We start from the raw sequence: 23,516 nt of genomic DNA, 5'->3' as shown, positions 1-23,516 counted from the left end.
CCTCCGGTTCGTCACGGGCATAGTAATACTATTGTATATCAAAATAAAAGCTACTTCACGTATTATGCAGAACAATGGAAAAAAGTACCGAGCGTCATTCGACATGCACGGTACTTTTAATCATATATGTATACTAAAATTTAACAAGCCCAAGACTGATTTCCAAGGCTTCATCCACCAATTCCATCAGTTCTTCGTCCAGCTGTGTAATTTTGTCCGTCAGACGAGATTTATCGATTGTCCTGACCTGTTCAAGTAAAACAACCGAATCTCTTTCAAAATCGTATTTTTCCGCATTGATCTCTACATGAGTAGGCAGTTTCGCCTTTTGGATCTGTGCGGTGATCGCCGCTATGATCACCGTTGGACTAAACCGGTTGCCGATATCATTTTGGATCACCAGGACTGGCCTTGTGCCGCCCTGTTCAGATCCGACAACCGGAGAGAGATCGGCAAAGAAAACGTCACCACGTTTTACAATCAAGTTTTCATCCTCCGCTTACGAGACGCTCCACCGTATGCTCCGCTTCATATTCCGCGTGGGAACATTCACATGCAATAGATAAATTGATATGTGACATTTCCACATAGCCTCTCATCATGGCTTCCCGTATTTGATTTGATTGGTAATGCCTTGTATATCTTTTTGTCGAAACATACACAAATTCCCCGCGTTCACAATCGCGGTCGACTGTATGTCCGATTTCATCTAAATATTGCTTCGGAAGCTTTACGATGACTTCCCGCATTTTTTTAGTTCCAGTCACAGCCAACACCTCCAACAATCCCGAACCCTCTTTTTCATATAGAATCATCTTAACATCGAAATAGATTCATGAAAAGACAAAGAAGGAAAGTTTTTGACAATCTTTTATGTTTCTTCCGGATATTGTCGAATATTGTACTGTGTGTAAAGCTTTATTTATAGACTCTGTTTACCCGATTTGTTAGTAACACTGCTGTTTCATATGGAATAGTTTGTAGACGTTCTGCCCACTCTTCCATTCGGATTTCTTCTTCTCCTTGTTTCCCAATCAACACCACCTGTTCTCCAATAGAGTATTCCTTAGACAAGCGAATCATGCATTGGTCCATACATATTCTTCCTACAATTGGGGCTCTCACCCCACCTATAATTACTTCTTGCCCTGAAAGACCACGTTGTAAACCGTCAGCATAACCGATCGGAAGCGTCGCGATCCATTCTTCTTGTTCTGCCGTATACGCCTGGCCGTAGCCAATGGTCGATCCGACTTCCACCTTTTTAATATGAGCGATTTCACTATATAGCGAAAGTGCGGGCTTCAACTCATAAGGAAGTACTTCTTTTACAACAGGAGATGGCGGAAATCCATACATAGCAATTCCAAAACGGACAGCGTCGAATTGCAGCTGTCTATACCGCAAAGCTGCTGCACTGTTCGCTGCATGGACCAATCTTGGCTTTTCAGGAAGTTGACTTATAAATTCCTTGAACACCGTTGCTTGTTCGTCTACAAATGATTTGGATTCTTCATCTGCTGTAGCGAAATGTGTATAGATGCCATCCAGTATGAAGTGGCTGCTTGTACGAATAAGATGGATGAGCTCTTCCCAATCATCAATCGATCTGACGCCGATTCTACCCATCCCGCTATCGACCTTGGCATGGACTTGAAGCGGAACAAGAAACTTGTCCGCTTCCTCCAAAACCCTATTCATCCATTCAACCGAGAATGCAGTCAACATGATTCGCTCGGCCGCTGCCACTTCCGCAAATGCAGGCGATACTGGACCCATGACCAAAATATCAGTTTCCGGAAATTCCTCCCTGAGCCGCAATGCCTCTTCAGGAGTAGCGACTGCAAGCATGATTGCTCCTGCTTCAATCGCAGCCTTTGCAACTTCTATATCTCCGTGCCCATAAGCATTCGCTTTTACGACAGCTATAACGCCAGTCTTCTCATCTAAATACGTTTTTAACCCTTCAATGTTGGATCGTATTGCTTCTAAATCGATTTCAGCATAGGTTGGACGGTAATGGATATTCATTGGATTTCCCTCTTTTTTACGCTTTTAATCCATTATCCGCCCTACCCTATTTATGAGTCAATTTATTATTTATCTTCACTTAGTGCCATGGAGGCAGCAACTTCGATCATTTCATCACGGCTCAGTGTACTGGACGCAATGAAGTAAGAGACTCCGTTTTGTTCCCAACTGATGGAATGGTCGGTAATCGCTCCAATTGCGAAGCCCAAGTCAGCAGGGTCGCCAGCCGCAAATACTGGAAGATAGGAAGTTGCATCAGGTTCCGCTGCCTGTTGAATGAGTGTGAAATCCTTATCCTCTGATGCGTAAGCCATGATTACGCGTTTCGAACCGTCGTCTTCGAAAGTTTTCTCTTCTACTATTTTCATGTCCGCAGATAATACTGGATATGTTGTTTGGAAGTCCTTATTGTCAAGGTCGGCTCCAGCTGTCTGATCATCTTTTGATTCAGTGAATTTCTCAACAGCATAATCCGCCGCGTTTCTTGTAGTTCCTAAAGTAATTTTCTTGAATGTGATGCTGATTTGTTCTTCTTTGTTTTCGTTAAGTACAGAGACTTTTGTCGGAAGCATCGTTTTCTTATCAATATAAATATGTTGATAAGGCAGTAGCTTCTGATGATTGTTTCTTGTTTGGGTTTCAAATACAAAAGAATTTTCCTCTTCACGCATGACGGACTTCGAGTCTGCCTTAATATCATCCGCCAAGGCGCCGATCAAGTATGCCTGGCTGTTTTGCTTCGGCCAATCGCTTTGGAATTTATACGTCTTGCGAAGTGCTGGGGTTACAACGAATACCCCTTCTTCATTCCGGACAATCATTTGCGAATTGTCGTCGCCTGCTTGGTTTACCTTTACGCGATAGAAATCGGGTTTTGTGTGCCATACATTGACGTCATATACACGCGGCTCAGATCCAGTTTTGATTTCCATTGTTGCATCGAGCTCATAGCCCTTCGTTTCTGTCCACTTTGTACTTAGCTTTTTTACAACATCTTCCTTGGAGTCAGCTCCACACGCAGCCAGCATTAGTGACAAGAGAATTAGAACGCCTGTTAATAATCGTTTCCGCAATCATTTCATCCTTTCTCATTTTCCGTCCGTTGAGACATCTTATGAGGAGGATTAGGACAATATTCTATTGCTCGTTCAAAAAAATAGACATCCCTTATTTGTTCAGCTAATTAATCATTCAACAGGATCACTTGTGCTGCTGCGTGGGTTTTAGTATGGGTGATGCTTACATATCCATTGACCGGTTCACCTTTAAACATCAATTTCGGCTCTCCGTTGTTCCCTTTTAGCACCTCAATATCAAGAAAACTGCATTGGTCTCCTATTCCCGTGCCTAACGCCTTCGAAAAGGCTTCTTTAGCCGAAAACCGGCCTGAAAGGAATTCTGTTCGCCGGTAAGCCGTATAATTGGAGTAAAGAATCTGCTCCTGTTCAGTCAAAATTCTACGGGAAAACTTTGGAGATCGTTCCTCCAGACGTTGAATGCGTTCAATTTCAACGATATCCAAGCCTATACCTTTAATCATCGAGTCCTCCCCCTTTCCACTTTGGTCTGTCTATAGTTATAATAATGATACAAAATTGAGGTGGATCCATGTTTATTCGCAGGGAAAGTTTTTCAGAATATCTACGTTTATATCCAGTAGTATCGACTCTCATTGCAGTCAATGTCATCATTTATTTAATTACGATGCTGCCGTTCATCGGAAATTACGTGTACACGTTGGGCATCGGTTATAATTATTTAATTGCAGAAGGAGAGTGGTGGAGGTTCATCACACCGATGTTCCTGCATGCTGGCATGATGCATTTATTGTTCAACATGTTCTCATTATTCCTCTTTGGCCCCGAGTTGGAGCGCCTTTGCGGAAGAGTGCGATTTTTGACGATTTATTTTCTCGCAGGTATTTTCGGTACATTTTCGAGTTATTTCCTGTATGATCTGAATTTCAGACATGTTGGTGCAAGCGGCGCAATCTTTGGGATACTCGGGGCTTTTGGAGCACTCGTCTACTATACAAGAAGAACCATGCCGCAATTGAAACAGTTGGTCATGCCGATTATTATCATTAGTGTCATCATGACATTTATTAACCCAAACATCAACGTGACTGCCCATATCACCGGGCTGATTGTCGGTTTTCTTATTGGTCTAAGTTATTTCCATCCAAAGCGGATTACCAGCTGGAAAAAGAAAAAATAGAGAGCATTCCAAATCGGAATGCTCTCTTTTTAAATTAGGATTATTTAGTACCGGGTTCATACCAATCCAAAATGCGGCCAGCATCTTCTGCATTCATATGCGGAACGACAGCAGACGCTCCCAAACTTCCGGATTTTATATTGGCCTGGATGGTTGCCAAGTCTCGTCTCTTTTGGAAGTACGACTGGTTAACTTCCAATGACTGAATCCTTCTGCGTTTGAGGAAATACGTATGCTTACTGAAAACACGGAATTGGAAGATTGCTTGTTGATCCAACAGTGTGAATCCGGCTGCACGGTGTTGCCACAGCCCCCAAGCAATTCCAATAGGTATTAGGAGCAGCGAGAATAAGCCATATGGATAGAAAAAGTATCCCGCCAACACAATAATCGGTATCATCCAGACAAAGTCAATCCGATAGAAATATGGTTTACTCCGCTCTGGAACCGATTCTAATTCTCCCTGGAAATCATAGTCAGGAAGAATGGATTCCAATAGCGGTTTCACTTCCGCTTTCTTTATGAGCGGAAAGAGGTTAATTTTTTGTTGGTCTGTTATTGAGCCGCCTGCACTATCGACAATGACGGAAGCATAGCCGAATAGTTGACGCAATGGATTTTCTACAATCCGTACCCCTTGGATCCGTTTCATCGGTAAAGTGATTTTCTTTTTTTCAAGCAAACCGCGAGTGATGTATAATTGGTCCTCTTCCTTTGCAATCGAGAAATCATAATAATTCAGCAGCGTCATACCAACAGATACAATCCAAGCAACGAGCAGTACAAGAAATACCGCTAATGCAACCATGAATACACCGAATTGAATGAAGGTCTTTAACTCTTCATAAATGAAATCATACGGAATAAATTCCGAGAACTGCGAGAACACAACGGCGATCCCCGAAAAGATAACCCCGATTCCGCTTGAAGTAGAAGCTAATACCAATAGTTCTTTCAGAGACATTTTATAAAACTTCTCACTTTTAAGCGCGGTTAACTCCGCTTCATCTGCCTGTTCATCTTCTAAAACTTCCAGGTCGCCATTCACTTTTCTTCTTTTCGCAGCTGCCATTTCCCGTTCTATCACATCTGCAGCTTCCCGTGTTATGGCTGTTAACTCTGCCTCTGATTTATTTGACAAGTTTGTACCTGCTGTTTCAATATCCACTTTCACCAATTTGAACGGACGGTGGAGAATTCCTTCCGTGTAATTCAAGCTTTGAATGCGCTCAAACGGGATATATCGTTTATTCTTCACGAACAACCCGGATTCAATCCGGAGCTCATCTTCCTCAAACCAGTAAACAAAACGCTTCCACTTAATAATACCCGTCACTAAAGAAAAGACTAACGCGAGTACGATGAATAAGTAAGGGAAAAGACTCCACCAATCTCCGTTAAAACCATTCGCAAACAAAATGACGGCAAACGGGATCACTAAATCCTTTAGTCCTTTGACAAAGTTAATGACAGCAGAAATCGGATGCAGTTTATAGCGTTTAGACATCCTCTTCCGCCACCCTTGCCAATTGTGAAATCCGAGTTCTTAGTTCATCCGCCTCTTCCATTTCCAACGCAGGAATCGTATGGATGGTAGCTGCAGTAGAAATGGTGATGGAGGACAAATTGTATTTCCTTAAAATCGGTCCCTGCTCTGTGTCGACGTGCTGGACCCTTACCATTGGGACGAGTGTTCGCTTCATAATGAACAAGCCGTGCTGAATTTCAATTTCCTGCTCACTTACTTCATAGCGCCAACGCAGCCAACGAAGTTTCGGGAATAAATAAATAAACACATATGTATCGATGATAGGAATAGCAATGCATATAAGCCATATCCACTTTGGCCAATCAAAAAAATATGTAAGAAATGCAACGCCGGCTACAATTAGCGTCGTAATCGCAGTTTGCATGATTCCGTAAAGTCTCCAAACCTTTAAACCTTTCATCGATATTCTATTTTGTGGTTCTCTCCTCATGATGACACCTCTCTTCTGTTCTGTTTACGAATGAAACGGTGAAATGTTTCGTTTAGCTGGTGGTTTTATTGGGTCATTAAATTTCAATGAATGAGTATAACTGTTTTTTAAAATTTTTCATGTTCTTATTTAATTGTACAACATAAAGCTACAAGAGAATTTTCAAACTTTGTGGAGGGACTTTTTGTTTGGTTGGAAGTTTGGCGAATTGGTTGGACACTTTCATGACTTAGTTGGAAACTTTCATGACTTAGTTGGAAACTTTCACGATTTGGTTGGAAAGTTTCATGACTTAGTTGGAAACTTTCGCGATTTGGTTGGACATCACCAAAAATACTTGAGCTATTAAAATCGGCTATATCCCCCCCTCTTTTACAACCCACAAAAAAACCGGCTATGCAAAGTGCATAGCCGATTAAACAACTTATTCGAATTTAGAACGGGAGCGGGACCGGCTTTGGCCTTGGCCGCCACGTTTGTCTCCGTCTCTTCCTCCGCGTCGGGAACCTCCACGATCATGGCTTCTGCCACCTGGACGACCTGAACTACGGCCGCCTTTATAGCCGCCGCCACCACCTCGGTGGTTGTCTTTGCCTCTTCTTGAAGGCAGCGGACGTTCTTCAGAAATTGTTACTGGTGAATCATCTGGCTCTTTCGTCATCGATTTGATAGCCGCAGCTACTACATCGACAGCGTCGAGATTTTCAAGCAATTCGTTTGCAAGAATACGGTAATCATTCAAATCGTTCTTTTCAACGATTTCCTTTAACGATTCGATCGCAAGACGTTGCTGTCCAAGTAATGCTTCATCCGATGTTGGTGGACGGAGCGGAGTCATGCGCTTCTTCGTTGTTTCTTCCACAATTCGAAGATAACCCATTTCACGTGGAGTGACGAAAGTGATCGCCATACCACTCTTACCAGCACGACCAGTACGGCCGATACGGTGAACATAGCTTTCCGGATCTTGTGGAATGTCAAAGTTGTACACGTGTGTTACACCTGAGATATCAAGTCCACGTGCCGCTACGTCAGTAGCAACCAATACATCGATTTTATTTTCCTTGAACTGGCGAAGAACGGACGACCGCTTGGCCTGGCTCAAGTCTCCATGAATCCCTTCAGCCAAGTAGCCTCGGATTGTCAAGGCCTGGGACAATTCATCCACACGACGTTTCGTACGTCCGAAGATAATTGCAAGTTCCGGCTGATGTACGTTCAAGAGACGAGTCAATACGTCAAATTTTTCACGTTCATGCGCCTTCACGAAATATTGATCTATATTTTCAACCGTCATTTCCTTCGACTTGATCTTTACTTCTACAGGATCCTTCATGAAGTTATCAGCAATTTTACGGATCGGACCTGGCATCGTTGCAGAGAATAGCAAAGTCTGACGATTTTCCGGTACAGTTTCCAAAATTGCATTGATGTCATCAATGAATCCCATGTTCAACATTTCATCCGCTTCATCCAAGACGAGTGTTTGAACATTTTCCAACTTTAATGTACGGCGGTTGATATGATCCTGGATCCGTCCAGGGGTACCAACAATGATTTGCGGTTTGTTTTTTAGTGCCCGGATTTGACGCCCGATTTCCTGTCCGCCATAAACAGAAAGGATTTTAACTCGCTTATCATAACCGATTTTATATAGCTCTTCTGAAACTTGAATTGCCAACTCACGAGTCGGTGCAATAATCAGCCCTTGTACATCAGGGTTTTTTGGATCCACTTTTTCAATCAAAGGTATACCGAATGCAGCAGTTTTCCCTGTTCCTGTTTGCGCCTGACCAATAATGTCACGGCCTTCCATGCCATATTTAACTGTACCTTCTTGGATTGGCGTTGCTTCTTCGAAGCCCATGCGTTTAAGTGATTTCAACGTTGATGGGCTGATATTAAATTCTGAAAAATTTGTCAAACTCTTCAATCTCCTTTTTCCTTTACATTTGACAAATGGTTACATTTTCAGATGAAATTGCGGCAATTTACGAGCCTATAGAGGAACGTTCCGATAACAATTCACTATCATTTAAGAGGGGAATTACAAAAGGAAAGCCCGGTCATTGCCGAGCGGTATGTTCAGCGGGCCTTGGGATTAGGACCCGGAGGAATCCACCGTTATATTCAAAAAAATACTCTCCACACGTGAAGAGTTTTTCACAAAATGTATCCATTGCTCATAATAGCTTACCACGCTTTTCCACCTGTTGCAACGATTCTGCCGTTATGCCAATTGTCAGTTTACCTTTCCCCTAATTGCAAGAAATTAAACACTTGTCCGAACCAATCCTCGCAATCTTGACTATAACAAATATGATGTTTACCGGTTTCTGATGTGATTAACTTCTTATCGGTCGCACCCATTTTTTCGTACAAAAATTGAGCTGTAGTATACGGAACGATTCCATCCTTTTTCCCCTGAACAATGACGGCCGGTACTGTAATTTGGCTATAATATGGCTCAACCATTCGTACGATTCGCAAAAATTCAATGGCGGCACGCAAAGGCGTATGCGTCAGCTTGTATTCATATAAATGCACAAATGTCTCATCATAAGGCTGTCCCGTAATGACCTGGCCAACTATTCCCTTCACGTCTTCCAGTAATTGGCGACCACTAATATATTTGGCAGCGGCACTTAGCAACACAAGTTTGGATACTTTGTATCGAAGAGCCAAGTAAAGCGCAATTAAACCACCCATTGAGAATCCGACAATATATAGCTGATCTACTTCTTTTTCCAATTTGCGCAAAGCAAGTTCCGCTTCCATCATCCAGTCTTCAGCCGTTAACTTTTTTAAATTCAATTCTGTCCCGTGCCCTGGAAGTGTCGGGACAGAGAATACCCAATCCGTACGTTCTTCTAAATAGCGGACGAACGGTGCAACTTCGTATGGTCCGCCTGTAAAGCCATGGATGAATAGTACGCCCGTCTTCAAAGGAATCCCCACCTTCCAGAAAATTATGTACATAAAAAGCCCCAATCCCGGCTGGAACCACCAATTCTTTTTCCAGCCGGTTTCGGGACATATTAAACAAACGCTTTTAGAATATTTTCCAGCGCCATACCACGAGAACCTTTCAACAGGACAACTGATTTAGAATTGAGTCGAACACTAAGCCATTCAATCAGTGGATCATATTCATCCTTACTCCAGATTAGGCACTCCGGATCAAACTTGCCCTTCAGCTTTTCGTACAGCCATTCCATCCTCGGACCATATAGACAAACGCCTTTAATGACTTCAGGTGTGAGATCATCAGCGACTTCTTCATGGAACTGCCGCTCTAAATCGCCAAGCTCCAGCATATCGCCTAAGACTGCCCACTTTTCCTCCCTCATCTCTGTCTCCTTTAAGAATGACAAAGCCGCTTTCATAGAAGCAGGAGCTGCATTATAGGCATCATTGATGAAAATCGCGTCATTATTTGCGGTCTGCACTTGCATTCTCATATCCGTCAATTTGACACTTTGCAGGGAATAGCGAATTTGTTCCGCATTCAATCCTGCTGCCATGCCGATTAAGATTGCGGCAAGTGAATTCTTCACTTGATGCGACCCCAAAACAGGAATAGTGAATGACTCATTCAACAAACCGGAAACTGTAAATTCACTTCCCCTTTCAGTCGAACGGATACCTTGGACCGAAAGCGCGTTTTCTTCTCCATATCCAAATGCTGTCTTCCTATCCCCCGATAGAGTGGCTGCATGGGGAACCAATAACGGTTCATCCCCATCGTAAAAGAGCATACCTTCAGGCAACAGCCCTTGAACAATTTCAAACTTCGCTTTTGCAATCCCTTCACGCGAGCCCAAGTCCTGCATATGCGCTTCCCCGATGTTGGTGATCACCGCATATTTTGGTTTTGCCATTTTTGTCAGGAATTCGATTTCACCAAAACCGCTCATCCCCATTTCGAGGACTGCATACTCTGTCTCTTCATCAAGTGACAAAATCGTCAAAGGTAAGCCGAGCTGGTTATTGAAATTCCCTTCTGTTTTCTGAACCTTGAAGTAAGGAGATAGAACGCCAGCTACTAAATCCTTCGTTGATGTTTTTCCGTTAGACCCAGTAATCCCTATAAATACTGTATCCAATTCTTCTCTGTACTTCCTGGCCATTTCTTGTAGAGCCAATTCCGGATCGGTTACGAATAATAGGGGTACATCCTTCGGAGGATTCGGTTCATCCGCTTGCCAAAGCGAGGCAGCTGCTCCATTTTCAAGTGCTGTCATGACATAGTCATGGCCATTTACCTTTTCTCCTCTGAACGGGATGAAAAGATCTCCAGGCTGCAGTGTCCGAGTATTGATGGATACACCTGACACTTCAACCTCTCTCAAACCCTGCGTTTCTACATTTAACCAATCGGCAATAGTTCTCAATTGTTTTTTCATTTATTCATCCACTCAATCCATCGTATAATTCAATAATTGCTTCTCGTCATGGCGCTCAATAGCCAGTCTCACCAATTCCTCGATGAGATCCGGGTAGCTAAGGCCTGTGTGCTGCCACAATAGTGGATACATGCTAAACGGAGTAAAACCGGGCATCGTGTTTATTTCATTGATCAGCACTTCATTGTCGTCAGTCACAAAGAAGTCCGCCCGTACTAACCCTGAACAATCCAATACTTTAAAGGCTTTCAGCGCCATATCCTTCATGGCATCTTCGACTTCGTCTGGAATCTCAGCCGGGATAATCAGTGCTGTATTCCCGTCCTGATATTTCGCTTGGTAGTCATAAAAATCTTTTAAAGGCTTAATCTCTCCAGGAACAGAACATCTCGGAGAATCATTACCCAATACAGCCATTTCAATTTCCCGGGCTTTCACACCTTGTTCGATCACAATCTTCCGGTCGTATTTAAACGCCAGTTCAATTGCTTGTATCAGACTTTCCCGATCAACCGCTTTGCTGATCCCTACACTCGAGCCTAAATTAGCAGGCTTAACGAACACTGGGAACGAAAGCTGCTCCTCAATCTGATCCAATAACTTCTCTTGTGATTTCCTCCAGTTACTACGTATAAAATGGATATACGGAACTTGCTTTAACCCGGCTACTGAGAAAAGTTGCTTCATCACGACTTTATCCATCCCAGCAGATGATGCTAATACTCCATTCCCTACATACGGAAGGTTTAACACTTCAAGGAGTCCTTGAACCGTTCCATCTTCACCGTTCGGTCCATGGAGGAGCGGGAAGATGACATCCAATGCCTGTTCCTCAGATTCAGCCTTAGTCGGTAAAAAATCGGAAATATTATTCGGAATCGCTAACTGTTCAGTCCCGAATTGCAATTCTTCTACATGTTCAACTGGACCGCTAAGACGTTTGCCTTTACGCCACTCTCCATCAGTCGTTATATAAATCGGGTATACTTCGTAATTATTAAAGTTAAGTGCACCAGTAACTGCACGTGCTGTCATTAAGGATACTTCATGCTCAGCGGACTTCCCGCCATATAATAAGCCAATTCGTTTTTTCATTCAAAAAACCTCCATTTGTCGGATAGTTATAGTTTATCACGAAGAGGCGGAGGCGATGAACAGTTAATAAGCAGACATGCTATTTGGCCTATGAAACAAATTTCAACCCAACGACCCCGATGATAATAAAACTCAAGAACATAATTTTCAAGATACTCTTCTTCTCCTTGAAAAGAAGCATTCCGACCAGCACACTTCCCGCTGCACCAATTCCCGTCCATACGGCATAACCGGTCCCTACAGGAATCACTTTTAGTGCTAATGAAAGAAGACCTAAGCTTAATGCCGCTGATACAATGGTTAAAATAGTGTAAAGATGCTTCTTAAAACCATCCGACAATTTCATTGTAATGACAAATACCACTTCGAATAATCCAGCAGCTATTAAAATCAGCCATTCCATTATTCCGCCCCCTCCTCATTGTCTGTCAACTTCAATCCGACCATTCCAACAATCAGGAGGACGAGGAAAAATAACTTTCCGAAACTAAGAGATTCGTGGTATAACCAAATTCCGGCGAATACTGCGCCTACCGCTCCTATTCCTGTGAAAATAGCGTAAGCAGTTCCGACCGGCATGTCTGTAAGTGTTTTTGAAAACAGATAAAAACTGATGATCAAAAATACAATCGTGATGATCGACGGTAAAGGGACCGTGAAACCATGAGATTCTTTAATCGTGATCGCCCAAACTATTTCTGAAAGTCCGGCTGCAATCAAATAAATCCAAGCCATGATGTTTCCTCCATTTTAAAGAATGGCACCATATTATCATAAATGGAACATTTCCAGTTCTTTCGCGTCATTTCCTTGAGGATACGAAGAAAAAGTTGCACGTTTGCGTTATACTAAATTAGATATTCTGAAAAAAGATTAGGTGAAACTTATGGATTCAAAAAATAGCGTAACGGATCGCTTCGATTGGACGCTTGCATTTATAATTTTTATGTTTTTCATCGTCAGCCTTTTGGCGATTTCATCCGCACAAACATCCGGACAATATGGCCTGAACTTCATACCGAGACAGATCATGTGGTACGGGGTCGGAGCATTCATCATTGCCTTCACGATGTTCTTCGATATTGACCAATATAAGAAAATGGCTTGGTATCTATATGGATTTGGAATCTTACTATTGGTTGTATTGATGCTTGCTCCCGGCGGAGAAGGACAAATTGCAGAAATCCGTAATGGTGCAAAGAGCTGGTTCCATACACCAGTCGGAAGTATCCAGCCTTCCGAGTTCATGAAGACATTCTTCATCTTGGCTATGGCGAAAGTCATTAGTTCGCATAACGAGCATCATTTAAACAAAACCATAAAAACCGATTTTATGTTATTAGGAAAAATTGCACTTATTGCAGGCTTGCCGCTCGCATTCATTATGGAACAACCCGACTTGGGAAGTTCTTTAGTGTTTATCGCTATAACCATTGCCTTAGTTGTGGTTGGTGGAATCTCTTGGAAAATCCTTGTACCTCTCATGACGGGAGTCGCAGCCCTTGGTACATCCCTCATCTTGATGGCACTTTATATGCCGGATTTCATGGCTGATAAATTAGGTGTTGAACCTTATAAATTCGGCCGGATCTATTCCTGGCTCGATCCAGAATCGTACGCATCGAATGAAGGGTATCAGTTATTGAATTCCCTCAAAGCAATCGGTTCAGGGGAGATTTTCGGAAAAGGATTCTTCGGCCGCGAGGTTTACATTCCAGAGCAGCACACCGATGCGATTTTCACTGTCATTGGCGAAGAATATGGATTCATCGGAGCCAGTCTTGTCATCAGCTTATACTTCCTGCTTATTTATCATTTGACTAAAATTACGTTGGAATTAAAGGATCAATTCAGTACGTATGTATGTGCAGGAATTATCGCGATGATCACATTCCATGTGTTCGAGAATATCGGCATGTGGCTGCAATTACTACCGATTACCGGAATTCCACTTCCGTTCATCAGTTACGGCGGAAGCTCGTTAATGGGGAATTTCCTCGCCATCGGTCTCGTATTCAGTATGAAATTCCATCACCGCAAGTATATGTTCAGTTCAGATGATGAGGAATAAGTAAAATTATCATGAAAAAAGGACCGTCACCATGGCCATTTCGTATGGCCATGGTGACGGTCCTTTTTTCCGTGCGTGTCATGATTGGGTATGGGCATTTTGTGCCGGCGGTGCGAGCGCTTTCAACATTTCCACACGGGATTTCGTCATCGTAACGGGAACACCGAGTTTCGACAGGTTCGTCACAATTTTCTTGACATCCACTTCTTTCGCCATTCGTGCCACCTCAACCTTTCTTATAATAATAGACGCTATGTAAGCCTCCAGAGTTTCTCCGAACCTAAAGATTTGATTTTTTTCATCTGTACGTTTATACTACCACTTTTTGTTTCCATCAAATCTTTCAATTCTGTTACATATCATATCCTTTTTGTAAACATACTAAACGACATGAAGGGAGGAATTTCAATTGTTTGTGAAAAATCTTATGAGCCGCGATGTCGTAACTTGCTCTCCTACCGATTTCGCTCAAGAAATAGTCCAAAATATGAGGACGTTGGATATCGGTAGTATGCCTGTTATTGACAAGGACCAGCGAGTCATTGGAATCATCACCGACCGTGACCTTTCCACCCGGACTGATTTAACTTCGCAATCGATTGTCGAAGATTTCATGACGAAAGAGGTTATTACGATAACCCCTGAATCTTCAGCAGTAGAAGCTGCCGCTCTAATGGCGACTTATAAAATCAGAAGACTCCCCGTTATAGAAAATGGCCAACTTGCAGGCTACCTCACTCTGTCCGAACTTTCAGTCCCCGAGCCAATCGGCTCCAGGTCTCCAATCCGTCAAGCAATTGAAGGGAATTCCCTGTAACGCGCCTAAGTGCGCGTTTTCTTTTGTCCTCTATTCTGTATATCAGGTAAAATGGAATTACCTTTATGCAGAAAGTTGTGTTCACCATGAAAAAAGCAATTCTCTTATTAATGTCAATCCAATTCCTTGTCTATTTAGGTTTCGGCATTATTATTCCTATTTTGCCGGAAGTGATTATCGAACAGCAGTTAAATGAAATACATGTGGGGGGATTATTGACCGTTTATGCCCTATCTTCATTCTTCATTGCGCCGTTATGGGGCTCACTTTCAGATCGGATTGGCAGGAAACCACTGATCATGATCGGCCTATTCGGATTTAGCTTAAGCTTCCTGATCTTTTCCGTGTGGATCGATTCATTAACGATGATGTATGTTTCACGTATGGTTGGTGGGGTTTTTTCAGGCGCCTTATACACTTCCGTTAATGGCTTTGTAGCAGACATGACGAGTAATGAAGAACGCAATAAGTATATGGGACTGATCGGTATGTCACTTGGTCTCGGTTTCATATTCGGCCCGGCGATTGGTGGAGTGCTTGGGCATATCAGCTTGACACTACCTTTCACCGCTTCTGCCATCTTGACATTCCTGCTGATGATATACGCAGCCCTCGTGCTAAAAGAACCCGTTAATCGAAATGAAGGAAAGAAACGAACTATTGTGCCAAAAGGCGGGATGGATCTATGGAAGTATCGAGTCCGTTATCTATTCCTCACTTCGTTCATGGTAACTTTCCTGCTTGCCGGTGTAGAAGCAACTTTCCAGCTTTTCCAAGTGAAGAATATTGAAATCACACCACTTCAAATCGGCTATCTTTTCATAGCAAGCGGATTGGTCGATGCCGCCATTCAAGGTGGGGTAGTTCGAAGAGTAAAACACGGCAGCGAGACGAAATGGATAATTGGCGGACAAGTTTTGACTGCTTTAGGTTTACTAATGTTTCCTTTTACGGGGAGCCTTTTCTGGGCAGGAGTGTCTCTTAGTGTATTCACAGCCGGGAATGCTTTAGCGAGGACGGTTTTAGTGTCTTTGACAACTAAGGAATCCGGTGGACGTTACGGGACCGCTTCCGGCATGTCCTATTCGATGGATAACTTAGGACGCATTGCCGGACCTCTTTTATTCACCTGGATCTTAACGGGTATTTCTGGAAATGTGTATTTCATCTCCGCCACTCTTTCCTTGTTAACCATCTTGCTCATTTTCATTTTCCGAAACAATGCGAAACCGGTCCCTAATTAAGGAGACCGGTTTATATTCATACTGCAGTTTTTGCTTCGTGCTTTAAAGATTCTTTCTTATCAAGCTCAGGATGCGCCTGGACGATGATCGATGGACGCATCAAGTATAGGACAATTGCGATTAGGAACAGGCATGCTCCCCAAATGACCCATTCCGCAGCTACTACATCAAATAGAAGACCAAAGATGATAGCGCCTAATGGCATCATTGCTTGAGCCATTGTTTCTAAAAGACCGAAAACTCGCCCCTTATATTCCTCTTCAATTTCCTTCTGCATGACAACCCCGATCGGTGTGTTAATGAGCATCAGTGTTACACCGAACGAAAACATTAACGCCAGATAATAGACAAAGTTTCCGTAGTAAGGCAGTTCAATCACTGAGGGAATCGGGAAAAGTGCCAAAAGCGCAATTAGAACCAGCACTCCCCGCTTACTGAATTGCAAAGGATATTTCACTTCTGCTCTGGCGGCAAAATAAAGGGAACCGAGTAGCATTCCCACAGATAGAATGGCTTCAACGTAGCCAAAGTGGGTAGACTTCATAAACAACTGTTCACGTAAAACGTACGGCATTCCTACATTTAGTGCTGCAAAGAAGAAATTAATCCAAAGAGATACCCAAACAATGAGTGAAATGATCTTCTGTGTTTTCAAATAAGAGATGCCACTTTTAATGCCTTCGATGACGGACTCCTTCTTTTGCTCCGATTGAACGTTTTGTTCCCGTTTCGAATAAAGTCTGAAGTTCATCGTCGATTCCAGAATGACTGCAATTGCATATCCGACAATCTGGAACAAAAGAAAGACAGTCATTGTCGTCCAACCGTATAGCATCCCACCGACAGCTGGCCCCCCAATAGTGGCAATGGCAATGGACGATTGGTTGAATGACATTGCTTTCTGAATCCTGTCAGGACCCACGAGTGTTGCAATAGAAGATGAAAACGTGACCCCCGAAAAAAGAGATGTAATCGATAAAACAGCCGTGACAACATAAATGCTTAAAACAGTAATGTCAAAAATGAGACTATAGGCAAGTAACGTACTAACTGCTAAGACACTTCCAATTTGCGCGATGATAATGATCGGTTTTTTGGGATAATTATCGGCTATATATCCGGCAATCGGTGCAAGCAGCATACGCGGCAAGATACTACATACCATTGTGATGGCAAAATTTGCAGCTGAGCCAGTCATCTCGAGCACGAAAAGCCCTGCTCCGAATGCAAAGACACTCGCCCCAAATGTCGACAGTAATTTACTGATTGTAAACGTCCAGAGATGATAGGTTGCCCGTTTTAATTTTTGTTCTTCAGACATTTTAATTCCCCTTAATGTTTAAAAGTTTAATTTAATTAAACCATACATTCTTTTTGCTTTCAACAATAAAGTTTAATATAATTAAACAAAAGTATAAAAAAGGTTGTGTGCACGATCGAAAACTTAGGTGAACGAATTCGTAAGTTGCGAAAACAAAAAAATCTTACGTTAGAGGGACTTGCCGGAGATCAATTAACAAAAGGTATGCTTAGCCTTATTGAAAACGGCAAAGCCAACCCTTCTATGGAGAGCTTGAATTATATTGCAAGACAGTTGGATGTAGAAACAATAGACCTATTATCGGAATTTAGCACTTCTGATTTAAGAGAGCTGCTTGAACAGGTGGAAGAACAGTTTAAAGTGGAGTTTGAAAACTTGAAGGACGAATATGACCAGATTATTGAATTGGTCAAACCTTATGCAGATAAGATACCTCTCTCATACGAATCGGCGAGACTTCTGGAGCTATATAGTCGTTGTCTATTTCATAAGAAAAACAACAATTGGCGTAAGTATTATGATGAATCAATCAATCGGTACGAAAAGCTGAATCTTATAAATCAGCGTGCCAAAATGATTACTTTTTATGCCATGACAAAGTTTACTGAACATCAATATGCGGATGCATTAAGAATTATTCAAACCGAACGTCAAAGGTTGGAACATCAAAATGGGGTCTTAGATGCCATGACTCGGCTCGATTATAATTACTACGAATCAATTTTATGTTTTGCTGTAGGGGAAACTGAAAAGGCAGTTGAAGTCATGAATGAAGCGATTAAATATTCGAAAGAGCACAGGATTTTCTATCGGACTGATGATTTGTATAGGTTAGCGGCTTTTGAAGCGATGATGGCAGGACATAATGCCAACATGGAATATTATCTGAAGAAATTAGCCCAATACGCTGCATTCGCCGACCATAAAATGACTGAAGCATTTGTCGACTTAATGAAAGCCCACTATTATAATACGTATGCCAAGGATTATGAAGCCGCCTTGTCATTTATAGATCACTATTTCAAAGAACCTGGTAAAGATATTTCGTTCTTCTATCCAGAAATGGGAAAATCACTGTACGGAATGGGCCAATACGAACAGGCATTAAAATGGCTTGAGGATTATAAAATACCAGATTATATCCATCACCCATATGACTTATCCATGCTTTATACGACAGATTCTTATAAAGCATTATGTTTTTTGAATTTGGGACATGATGAAGAAGCTTTAAAATTTGCAAAGTTAGCAGTAGACAATGTATCAACTATGCCGCACTCGCCATACAAAGACTTTATAAATGATACTTATGGATACATTAAAGATCAGATTAAATAAAAAAAGGAAAAGCCTGCATTATGCGGCTTTTCCTTTTTTATTATTTTCATTAAACTTCAGCAGTTTGTTTTTCCATCGGTTCGTTATACATATCTTTATCCAACTGACCTGTAATACGAGCTGTTGCGACACCAGCAGTAATCGACCCGTTTACATTTAACGCAGTACGACCCATGTCAATCAACGGTTCAACTGAGATCAAAAGACCTGCTAATGCAATTGGCAGATCCATCGCTGAAAGGACAAGGATTGCAGCGAATGTTGCACCACCGCCGACACCTGCCACACCGAATGAACTAACTGCCACGACAGCGATCAATGTCAAAATGAACGGCAAGTCAAGAGGAATACCCATAGAAGGGGCAATCATGACTGCAAGCATTGCCGGGTAAATTCCGGCACATCCATTCTGTCCAATGGTCAAACCGAAGGAACCAGAGAAGTTCGCAATTCCTTCAGATACACCAAGACGGTTCGCTTGTGCGTTGATCGTCAATGGCAATGTACCGGCACTTGAACGGGAAGTAAATGCGAAGAGTAAAGCATCAGCAACTTTTTTCAAGTACGTGATTGGATTTAACCCTGAAAGGGAAACGATGATTAAGTGAATGATGAACATTGTACCTAATGCCACATAAGATGCAATGACGAATTTACCTAAATTGTAAATCGCACCGAAATCGGAAGTTGCGACCGTTCTTGCCATGATCGCTAAAATACCATATGGAGTCAGGCGAAGAACGAGTGTTACGACACGCATAACTAACGCATAAAGGGCATCTACTGCCTTTTTTACTGTAGCTGCATTTTCAGGATCCTTACGGGAGATTCCCAAATACGCAAAACCTAAGAACGCTGCAAAAATGACAACACCGATAGTAGAAGTTGGGCGTGCTCCTGTAAAGTCAAGGAACGGATTTGCTGGAATGAATTCAATGATTTGTTGCGGAAGTGTCTTTCCTTCCACTTCAGCGGCTCTTTGCACAAGGTTCTCGGCACGAGCTGTCTCCGCTTCTCCTTGCACTAATTCCGATGCATCAAGTTGGAAGCCCACTGCTGAGGCAATTCCTACAACCGCTGCAATAGCAGTTGTTCCAATTAGGATGGATAAGATCAAGCCAGCGATCTTACCTAAATTACTTCCTAATTGAATTCGTGTAAATGCACCTAAAATAGAGATAAATACTAAAGGTACAACAATCATTTGAAGGAATTTCACGTAACCAGTACCGATAATGTTATACCAAGCTACCGAATCAGCGAGCACCTCTGAGGTTGCACCGTAAATGAGATGGAGTACAAGACCGAGTACAATTCCTAATCCAAGCGCCGTGAAAACCCGCTTGGAAAATGAGACGTGTTTTCGTTGCATATAAACTAACAATCCAATGAGTGCAACTAAGACAGCAACGTTTAAAACAATATATAAAGTTTCCAAACTTTAAACCTCCTTACGAAAAGTAAATGACTTTCATACTTTAAGACTTTAATACCTATTAGTCAAGTAGGTTTTCTCGGAAATGTTCTTTCGGCGTCCTCCTACGATTTTTTTCAGCTTACCTGCTATACTTATTGTTAGAATGACCGGTTGATGGGGGATATAAAATGAGCCAAATAATTACCATCTTTATTGCTGCGACTCTTATCATTAATATATTCCTTGCCATTGCCTTAATATTCCTTGAGCGCAGAGATGCTACATCGACATGGGCATGGCTTTTGGTCCTGTTCTTCCTGCCGGTTGCAGGGTTCTTCCTTTACCTTTTACTTGGGCGCCCTTTAAGGCGGAAGCATCTTTTCCGCTGGGAAGGACGAAGCAGGATCGGTATTGAAAAACTTATTCACTACCAAATGGAAGCCATAGAGGACAATTCATTTGAATTCCTGATGAAAGATACGACTTCCTACAATGCAATGATTTATCTTCACTTACGGAACAATCATGCGGTATTGACCCAAGACAACGATGTCCGCATTTTTAACGATGGTTTCGATAAGTTCGAATCTCTTCTACATGACTTAGATTCGGCAAAAGACCATATTCATATTCAATACTATATTTTCCGCCTGGACGAAATTGGTAAACGTATTTATAACACATTACTAAGAAAAGCAAAACAAGGTGTCAAAGTTCGAATCCTTTATGATGATATGGGTTCAAGATGGCTGAGAAAAAGGCATTTTAAAGAACTGATTGCATACGGTGGAGAAGTTGAAGCCTTCTTCCCTTCCATTTTGCCATTGATCAATCCCCGATTAAATTATCGGAACCACCGTAAAATCGTTATAGTAGATGGACGGATTGGATATATCGGCGGATTTAATGTCGGGAATGAGTATTTAGGACTTAATAAACGATTCGGTTACTGGAGAGATACACATTTACGCTTAGAGGGTAGTTCCCTTCATCCGCTCCAGACTCGGTTTATCCTGGATTGGAACCAAGCTTCCGCCAACCATGACATTGAGTATTCGGAACGCTACTTCCCCGCCATTCCACGAAAAGGAACTGTCGGCATGCAGATTGTATCAAGTGGGCCGGATGCTGAATGGGAACAGATTAAAGACGGCTATTTGAAAATGATCAACTTGGCCACTAAGTACATTTATATCCAGACGCCGTACTTCATACCAGACATCAGCTTTTTAGATGCTTTAAGAATTGCTTGCTTGTCAGGGATCGATGTCCGGATTATGATACCGAATAAACCGGACCATCTATTTGTTTACTGGGCAACGTATTCGAATGTCGGTTCGTTATTAAAGGCAGGAGCTAAAGTATATATTTACGAAAATGGATTCCTACATGCGAAGACAATTGTAGTAGATGATGAAGTTTCAACCGTAGGAACGGCGAATATTGATGTGCGAAGTTTTAAACTGAATTTTGAAGTGAACGCATTTATCTATGATAAAGAAACTTCCCGAAGGCTTGCTGAGCTGTTCGAGCAAGATATGCAATTATCTACCGAACTGACTTGGGAATCTTATCAGGAGAGATCTTCCATGATTCGATTAAAAGAATCCGTTTCACGCTTGTTATCACCCATTTTATAAAAATCGGAAGGGGGAGGAATCTTTTGGATTCCTCCCCTCTCTTTTTGAACGGCTATACCATCCTTCTCTGTTTCATCAAGTTTCTTCGTTGAAGTCCATCAGCCAGAAGATAGAGTCCCACCATGACAAAGGTGATCGCTAAAAAACCCGAAACTGGAATCCATGGAGCTATATATACGTCCAAGCGTGCCTCGTGGAAGAATGACATCCATGAATGGGATTGGTCAATTGATAAATATGTACCTCTTGCTTCTTGCGACATGAAAACCTGGTTTATGAAGATCTGCAAGAACGCCAGCTGCGCAATTAAAAACATGGTTCGTGCGGCTTCCGTTAGCGACTGTACTAAGACATGCCCTTTCATTATTGGCCAATAATGCCTCCTGAATAAATTCCACCTGGAACCGCCTGCTGCAATCGCCGCTTCCATAAATGTTTTCTTTTGTATTTCTGTCATCATCGCATAAAAGACGGAAGCTACACGTCCCCCTTCCGCCAATGCAATCGTAAGAATGGCCAAAATATCGCGATTCGATGAAAACATGATGAACGGTATGTTTAATAAAACGATGATAAAGAAGATAGACGGCATAAAAGAAAAGAGTCGATTCCATAAATCCATCACAACTTTAGCGGGTTTAAAGTAAAAAGATAATATTGATAGCACCAATCCGAAAGCAAGCCGGATTCCTGCGATCATTGCCACTAATATTAATGTTTCTCTTGCCCCAATGATTAAGCGAGACAGGAGATCCCGCCCATGTTTATCTGTTCCTAACGGAAAATCTTTTGAGGGTTCAATCGGTGGGACTAATAATTTGCCTGCTTCGTCTCTTATAACAAGTGTCCTCTCAAGACTTTCATCAATGAGTGGTAAATGCGGCCCAAACACAAAGACAATGACAGTAACAAGGGTCATGAGGCCGCCAATCCAAAGTGAGCGGTTCATCATGCCTCACCGCCATTCATGGGAGACACGAAGTTCTTAGCAATCTCCGCAATCACATTCGAAATCAATATCACTACAGTGAAGAAAAATGCATATCCGGCTGCGTAGACTATATCAATGGAGGAGACATTCTGCCCGACCATGAAAACATTCGGCTGTCCTAATGCTCCTTTAAAATAGTACGCTGCCCCTCGGTACTCCATAAAAAACTCAATGATAAAGAGATTGGATAACAGATAGAGAACCATAGAATTGGCATGGGCTAAAATTTTGAGGAAGCCATTTTTCAGCATATGTTTATAAAATACATGAAAATCATTGAGTCCCTTCGATTTGGCTGTCCGAATATAATCTAACCCCTCTTCATCCCGTAATGATTGGAACGTGATGTTCGCGATGTAGGCAGTTGGATATATGGATAAGAATAGAATACATAATAAAACATTCTCCAATTTATCACTTCCAAACAGATCAATATGAAACAGCCAGCCTTTATATACCACAAAAAGCAGCGTCAATTGGATCAGAAGGACAAAAAACATATCCGGTACAGATAAGGAAAGCCACGTCATACTTTTCCCCGGCAGTTTACCAAGAGAGTTGCGTGTTCGATAGTCAAAGATTCCTTTCATAATCCCGAAAAAGAACGAAATGAAGATTGCAGGAATAATGAGCAAAACACTCCTACCTATCTTCTCCAGCATGAATCCTAAAATAGAATCCCCATTCTCCTCATAACCAAAGCCCTTATTTTCTATAAGATAAGCTCCAAAACTTTTCATTAGCTCCCAATGCTCTTCAAAAGAATAGTCATATGTGGCACCTGCAAAATGCCCCCGCACTTCGGATGGTTGATAATTTACCGAGGTAGGCATTAAAAAGATGGTGATTAATACACAATAAGCAACCGCCCACAGACCCACTTGTGTTAATAACTTACTCAGCATTCCGATTCCCCCTTTTTATATGTCGGAATAAACAGAATAATTTC

Annotated in this window: 24 protein-coding genes; 6 read left to right on the top strand and 18 right to left on the bottom strand. The window is 42.1% G+C overall.

Annotation, left to right across the window (positions count from 1 at the left end; translation table 11 throughout):
* Nucleotides 1-133: 133 nt before the first annotated feature.
* The 5 genes from ACFOZY_RS08930 to acpS all read right to left on the bottom strand — a co-directional run bounded on the left by ACFOZY_RS08930 (nt 134) and on the right by acpS (nt 3,571).
* The gene (locus ACFOZY_RS08930; RefSeq protein ID WP_378154492.1) at nt 134-484 is read right to left on the bottom strand and encodes a type II toxin-antitoxin system PemK/MazF family toxin; all 351 of its coding nucleotides are present in this window, start codon (nt 482-484) and stop codon (nt 134-136) included.
* Nucleotides 485-488: 4 nt separating this feature from the next.
* Nucleotides 489-767, bottom strand: a complete 279-nt coding sequence (locus ACFOZY_RS08925) for an antitoxin endoai (RefSeq protein WP_378154490.1) — start codon at nt 765-767, stop codon at nt 489-491.
* Between the two features lie 151 nt (nt 768-918).
* Entirely contained in the window at nt 919-2,031 is a 1,113-nt protein-coding gene (gene alr / locus ACFOZY_RS08920; RefSeq protein ID WP_378154488.1) for an alanine racemase, read from the bottom strand.
* A gap of 65 nt (nt 2,032-2,096) precedes the next feature.
* Nucleotides 2,097-3,104 carry a LolA family protein gene (locus ACFOZY_RS08915; RefSeq protein WP_378154486.1) on the bottom strand — a complete coding sequence of 336 codons (1,008 nt, stop codon included), beginning with the start codon at nt 3,102-3,104 and terminating at the stop codon, nt 2,097-2,099.
* 110 nt (nt 3,105-3,214) lie between these two features.
* Entirely contained in the window at nt 3,215-3,571 is a 357-nt protein-coding gene (gene acpS / locus ACFOZY_RS08910) for a holo-ACP synthase (RefSeq protein ID WP_378154484.1), read from the bottom strand.
* Nucleotides 3,572-3,639: 68 nt separating this feature from the next.
* Here acpS and ACFOZY_RS08905 point away from each other — a divergent pair, with 68 nt between their 5' ends.
* Nucleotides 3,640-4,248, top strand: a complete 609-nt coding sequence (locus tag ACFOZY_RS08905) for a rhomboid family intramembrane serine protease (protein ID WP_378154482.1) — start codon at nt 3,640-3,642, stop codon at nt 4,246-4,248.
* Nucleotides 4,249-4,288: 40 nt separating this feature from the next.
* Here the strand turns inward: ACFOZY_RS08905 and ACFOZY_RS08900 are convergent, their stop codons facing one another.
* The 8 genes from ACFOZY_RS08900 to ACFOZY_RS08865 form a co-directional block, all read right to left on the bottom strand.
* Nucleotides 4,289-5,755, bottom strand: a complete 1,467-nt coding sequence (locus tag ACFOZY_RS08900; protein ID WP_378154480.1) for a PH domain-containing protein — start codon at nt 5,753-5,755, stop codon at nt 4,289-4,291.
* Complete coding sequence (locus ACFOZY_RS08895; protein WP_378154478.1) at nt 5,748-6,227, bottom strand: PH domain-containing protein; 480 nt, start codon at nt 6,225-6,227, stop codon at nt 5,748-5,750. Before ACFOZY_RS08895 ends, ACFOZY_RS08900 begins: the two co-directional genes overlap by 8 nt.
* A gap of 424 nt (nt 6,228-6,651) precedes the next feature.
* Nucleotides 6,652-8,151, bottom strand: a complete 1,500-nt coding sequence (locus ACFOZY_RS08890; protein ID WP_465251162.1) for a DEAD/DEAH box helicase — start codon at nt 8,149-8,151, stop codon at nt 6,652-6,654.
* Nucleotides 8,152-8,474: 323 nt separating this feature from the next.
* Nucleotides 8,475-9,173 (bottom strand): alpha/beta hydrolase, encoded by a 699-nt coding sequence (locus tag ACFOZY_RS08885; RefSeq protein ID WP_378154476.1) that lies wholly within the window; start codon nt 9,171-9,173, stop codon nt 8,475-8,477.
* A 92-nt stretch (nt 9,174-9,265) separates the two neighbouring features.
* Nucleotides 9,266-10,633, bottom strand: coding sequence for a UDP-N-acetylmuramoyl-tripeptide--D-alanyl-D-alanine ligase (locus ACFOZY_RS08880; protein WP_378154474.1), 1,368 nt, complete (start codon nt 10,631-10,633; stop codon nt 9,266-9,268).
* Between the two features lie 12 nt (nt 10,634-10,645).
* The gene (locus ACFOZY_RS08875; protein ID WP_378154472.1) at nt 10,646-11,728 is read right to left on the bottom strand and encodes a D-alanine--D-alanine ligase; all 1,083 of its coding nucleotides are present in this window, start codon (nt 11,726-11,728) and stop codon (nt 10,646-10,648) included.
* An 88-nt stretch (nt 11,729-11,816) separates the two neighbouring features.
* Entirely contained in the window at nt 11,817-12,131 is a 315-nt protein-coding gene (locus ACFOZY_RS08870) for a DMT family transporter (RefSeq protein WP_378154470.1), read from the bottom strand.
* Nucleotides 12,131-12,463 (bottom strand): DMT family transporter, encoded by a 333-nt coding sequence (locus tag ACFOZY_RS08865; protein WP_378154468.1) that lies wholly within the window; start codon nt 12,461-12,463, stop codon nt 12,131-12,133. Before ACFOZY_RS08865 ends, ACFOZY_RS08870 begins: the two co-directional genes overlap by 1 nt.
* Nucleotides 12,464-12,614: 151 nt before the next feature.
* On the opposite strand from ACFOZY_RS08865, the gene ACFOZY_RS08860 reads away from it, so the two are divergent.
* Nucleotides 12,615-13,799, top strand: coding sequence for an FtsW/RodA/SpoVE family cell cycle protein (locus ACFOZY_RS08860; protein ID WP_378154466.1), 1,185 nt, complete (start codon nt 12,615-12,617; stop codon nt 13,797-13,799).
* A 78-nt stretch (nt 13,800-13,877) separates the two neighbouring features.
* Here ACFOZY_RS08860 and ACFOZY_RS08855 read toward each other — a convergent pair whose 3' ends face one another.
* Entirely contained in the window at nt 13,878-14,015 is a 138-nt protein-coding gene (locus ACFOZY_RS08855; protein ID WP_378154464.1) for an Lmo0850 family protein, read from the bottom strand.
* Nucleotides 14,016-14,214: 199 nt separating this feature from the next.
* On the opposite strand from ACFOZY_RS08855, the gene ACFOZY_RS08850 reads away from it, so the two are divergent.
* Together ACFOZY_RS08850 and ACFOZY_RS08845 are read left to right on the top strand one after the other, a co-directional pair.
* The gene (locus tag ACFOZY_RS08850; RefSeq protein ID WP_378154524.1) at nt 14,215-14,616 is read left to right on the top strand and encodes a CBS domain-containing protein; all 402 of its coding nucleotides are present in this window, start codon (nt 14,215-14,217) and stop codon (nt 14,614-14,616) included.
* An 86-nt stretch (nt 14,617-14,702) separates the two neighbouring features.
* Nucleotides 14,703-15,860 (top strand): MFS transporter, encoded by a 1,158-nt coding sequence (locus ACFOZY_RS08845; protein ID WP_378154462.1) that lies wholly within the window; start codon nt 14,703-14,705, stop codon nt 15,858-15,860.
* A 16-nt stretch (nt 15,861-15,876) separates the two neighbouring features.
* Here ACFOZY_RS08845 and ACFOZY_RS08840 read toward each other — a convergent pair whose 3' ends face one another.
* Complete coding sequence (locus ACFOZY_RS08840) at nt 15,877-17,181, bottom strand: MFS transporter (protein WP_378154460.1); 1,305 nt, start codon at nt 17,179-17,181, stop codon at nt 15,877-15,879.
* A 105-nt stretch (nt 17,182-17,286) separates the two neighbouring features.
* On the opposite strand from ACFOZY_RS08840, the gene ACFOZY_RS08835 reads away from it, so the two are divergent.
* Nucleotides 17,287-18,519, top strand: coding sequence for a helix-turn-helix domain-containing protein (locus ACFOZY_RS08835; RefSeq protein WP_378154458.1), 1,233 nt, complete (start codon nt 17,287-17,289; stop codon nt 18,517-18,519).
* A gap of 49 nt (nt 18,520-18,568) precedes the next feature.
* Here ACFOZY_RS08835 and ACFOZY_RS08830 read toward each other — a convergent pair whose 3' ends face one another.
* On the bottom strand, nt 18,569-19,957 hold the full coding sequence (locus tag ACFOZY_RS08830) for an L-cystine transporter (protein ID WP_378154456.1): 1,389 nt from the start codon (nt 19,955-19,957) through the stop codon (nt 18,569-18,571).
* Nucleotides 19,958-20,124: 167 nt separating this feature from the next.
* Between ACFOZY_RS08830 and cls the strand changes: the two genes are divergently transcribed.
* The gene (cls, locus tag ACFOZY_RS08825) at nt 20,125-21,576 is read left to right on the top strand and encodes a cardiolipin synthase (RefSeq protein WP_378154454.1); all 1,452 of its coding nucleotides are present in this window, start codon (nt 20,125-20,127) and stop codon (nt 21,574-21,576) included.
* Between the two features lie 52 nt (nt 21,577-21,628).
* Here the strand turns inward: cls and ACFOZY_RS08820 are convergent, their stop codons facing one another.
* Together ACFOZY_RS08820 and ACFOZY_RS08815 are read right to left on the bottom strand one after the other, a co-directional pair.
* Entirely contained in the window at nt 21,629-22,528 is a 900-nt protein-coding gene (locus tag ACFOZY_RS08820; RefSeq protein ID WP_378154452.1) for an ABC transporter permease, read from the bottom strand.
* On the bottom strand, nt 22,525-23,472 hold the full coding sequence (locus tag ACFOZY_RS08815) for an ABC transporter permease subunit (protein ID WP_378154450.1): 948 nt from the start codon (nt 23,470-23,472) through the stop codon (nt 22,525-22,527). The genes ACFOZY_RS08820 and ACFOZY_RS08815 overlap by 4 nt, the downstream gene beginning before the upstream one ends.
* Nucleotides 23,473-23,516: the final 44 nt, after the last annotated feature.

This window comes from Chungangia koreensis (assembly GCF_042651785.1).
Taxonomy (GTDB): domain Bacteria; phylum Bacillota; class Bacilli; order Bacillales_A; family Planococcaceae; genus Chungangia; species Chungangia koreensis.
Note: the sequence above shows the minus strand (reverse complement) of the source record. Positions and strands in the feature narration are given on the sequence as shown.

What these genes read in the sequence shown, in the direction of transcription:
- alr (WP_378154488.1), bottom strand. Translation starts at nt 2,031, where the DNA reads ATGAATATCCATTACCGTCCAACCTATGCTGAAATCGATTTAGAAGCA.
- acpS (WP_378154484.1), bottom strand. Translation starts at nt 3,571, where the DNA reads ATGATTAAAGGTATAGGCTTGGATATCGTTGAAATTGAACGCATTCAA.
- ACFOZY_RS08905 (WP_378154482.1), top strand. Translation starts at nt 3,640, where the DNA reads ATGTTTATTCGCAGGGAAAGTTTTTCAGAATATCTACGTTTATATCCA.
- ACFOZY_RS08900 (WP_378154480.1), bottom strand. Translation starts at nt 5,755, where the DNA reads ATGTCTAAACGCTATAAACTGCATCCGATTTCTGCTGTCATTAACTTT.
- ACFOZY_RS08895 (WP_378154478.1), bottom strand. Translation starts at nt 6,227, where the DNA reads ATGAGGAGAGAACCACAAAATAGAATATCGATGAAAGGTTTAAAGGTT.
- ACFOZY_RS08880 (WP_378154474.1), bottom strand. Translation starts at nt 10,633, where the DNA reads ATGAAAAAACAATTGAGAACTATTGCCGATTGGTTAAATGTAGAAACG.
- ACFOZY_RS08875 (WP_378154472.1), bottom strand. Translation starts at nt 11,728, where the DNA reads ATGAAAAAACGAATTGGCTTATTATATGGCGGGAAGTCCGCTGAGCAT.
- ACFOZY_RS08870 (WP_378154470.1), bottom strand. Translation starts at nt 12,131, where the DNA reads ATGGAATGGCTGATTTTAATAGCTGCTGGATTATTCGAAGTGGTATTT.
- ACFOZY_RS08865 (WP_378154468.1), bottom strand. Translation starts at nt 12,463, where the DNA reads ATGGCTTGGATTTATTTGATTGCAGCCGGACTTTCAGAAATAGTTTGG.
- ACFOZY_RS08860 (WP_378154466.1), top strand. Translation starts at nt 12,615, where the DNA reads ATGGATTCAAAAAATAGCGTAACGGATCGCTTCGATTGGACGCTTGCA.
- ACFOZY_RS08855 (WP_378154464.1), bottom strand. Translation starts at nt 14,015, where the DNA reads ATGGCGAAAGAAGTGGATGTCAAGAAAATTGTGACGAACCTGTCGAAA.
- ACFOZY_RS08845 (WP_378154462.1), top strand. Translation starts at nt 14,703, where the DNA reads ATGAAAAAAGCAATTCTCTTATTAATGTCAATCCAATTCCTTGTCTAT.
- ACFOZY_RS08840 (WP_378154460.1), bottom strand. Translation starts at nt 17,181, where the DNA reads ATGTCTGAAGAACAAAAATTAAAACGGGCAACCTATCATCTCTGGACG.
- cls (WP_378154454.1), top strand. Translation starts at nt 20,125, where the DNA reads ATGAGCCAAATAATTACCATCTTTATTGCTGCGACTCTTATCATTAAT.
- ACFOZY_RS08820 (WP_378154452.1), bottom strand. Translation starts at nt 22,528, where the DNA reads ATGATGAACCGCTCACTTTGGATTGGCGGCCTCATGACCCTTGTTACT.
- ACFOZY_RS08815 (WP_378154450.1), bottom strand. Translation starts at nt 23,472, where the DNA reads ATGCTGAGTAAGTTATTAACACAAGTGGGTCTGTGGGCGGTTGCTTAT.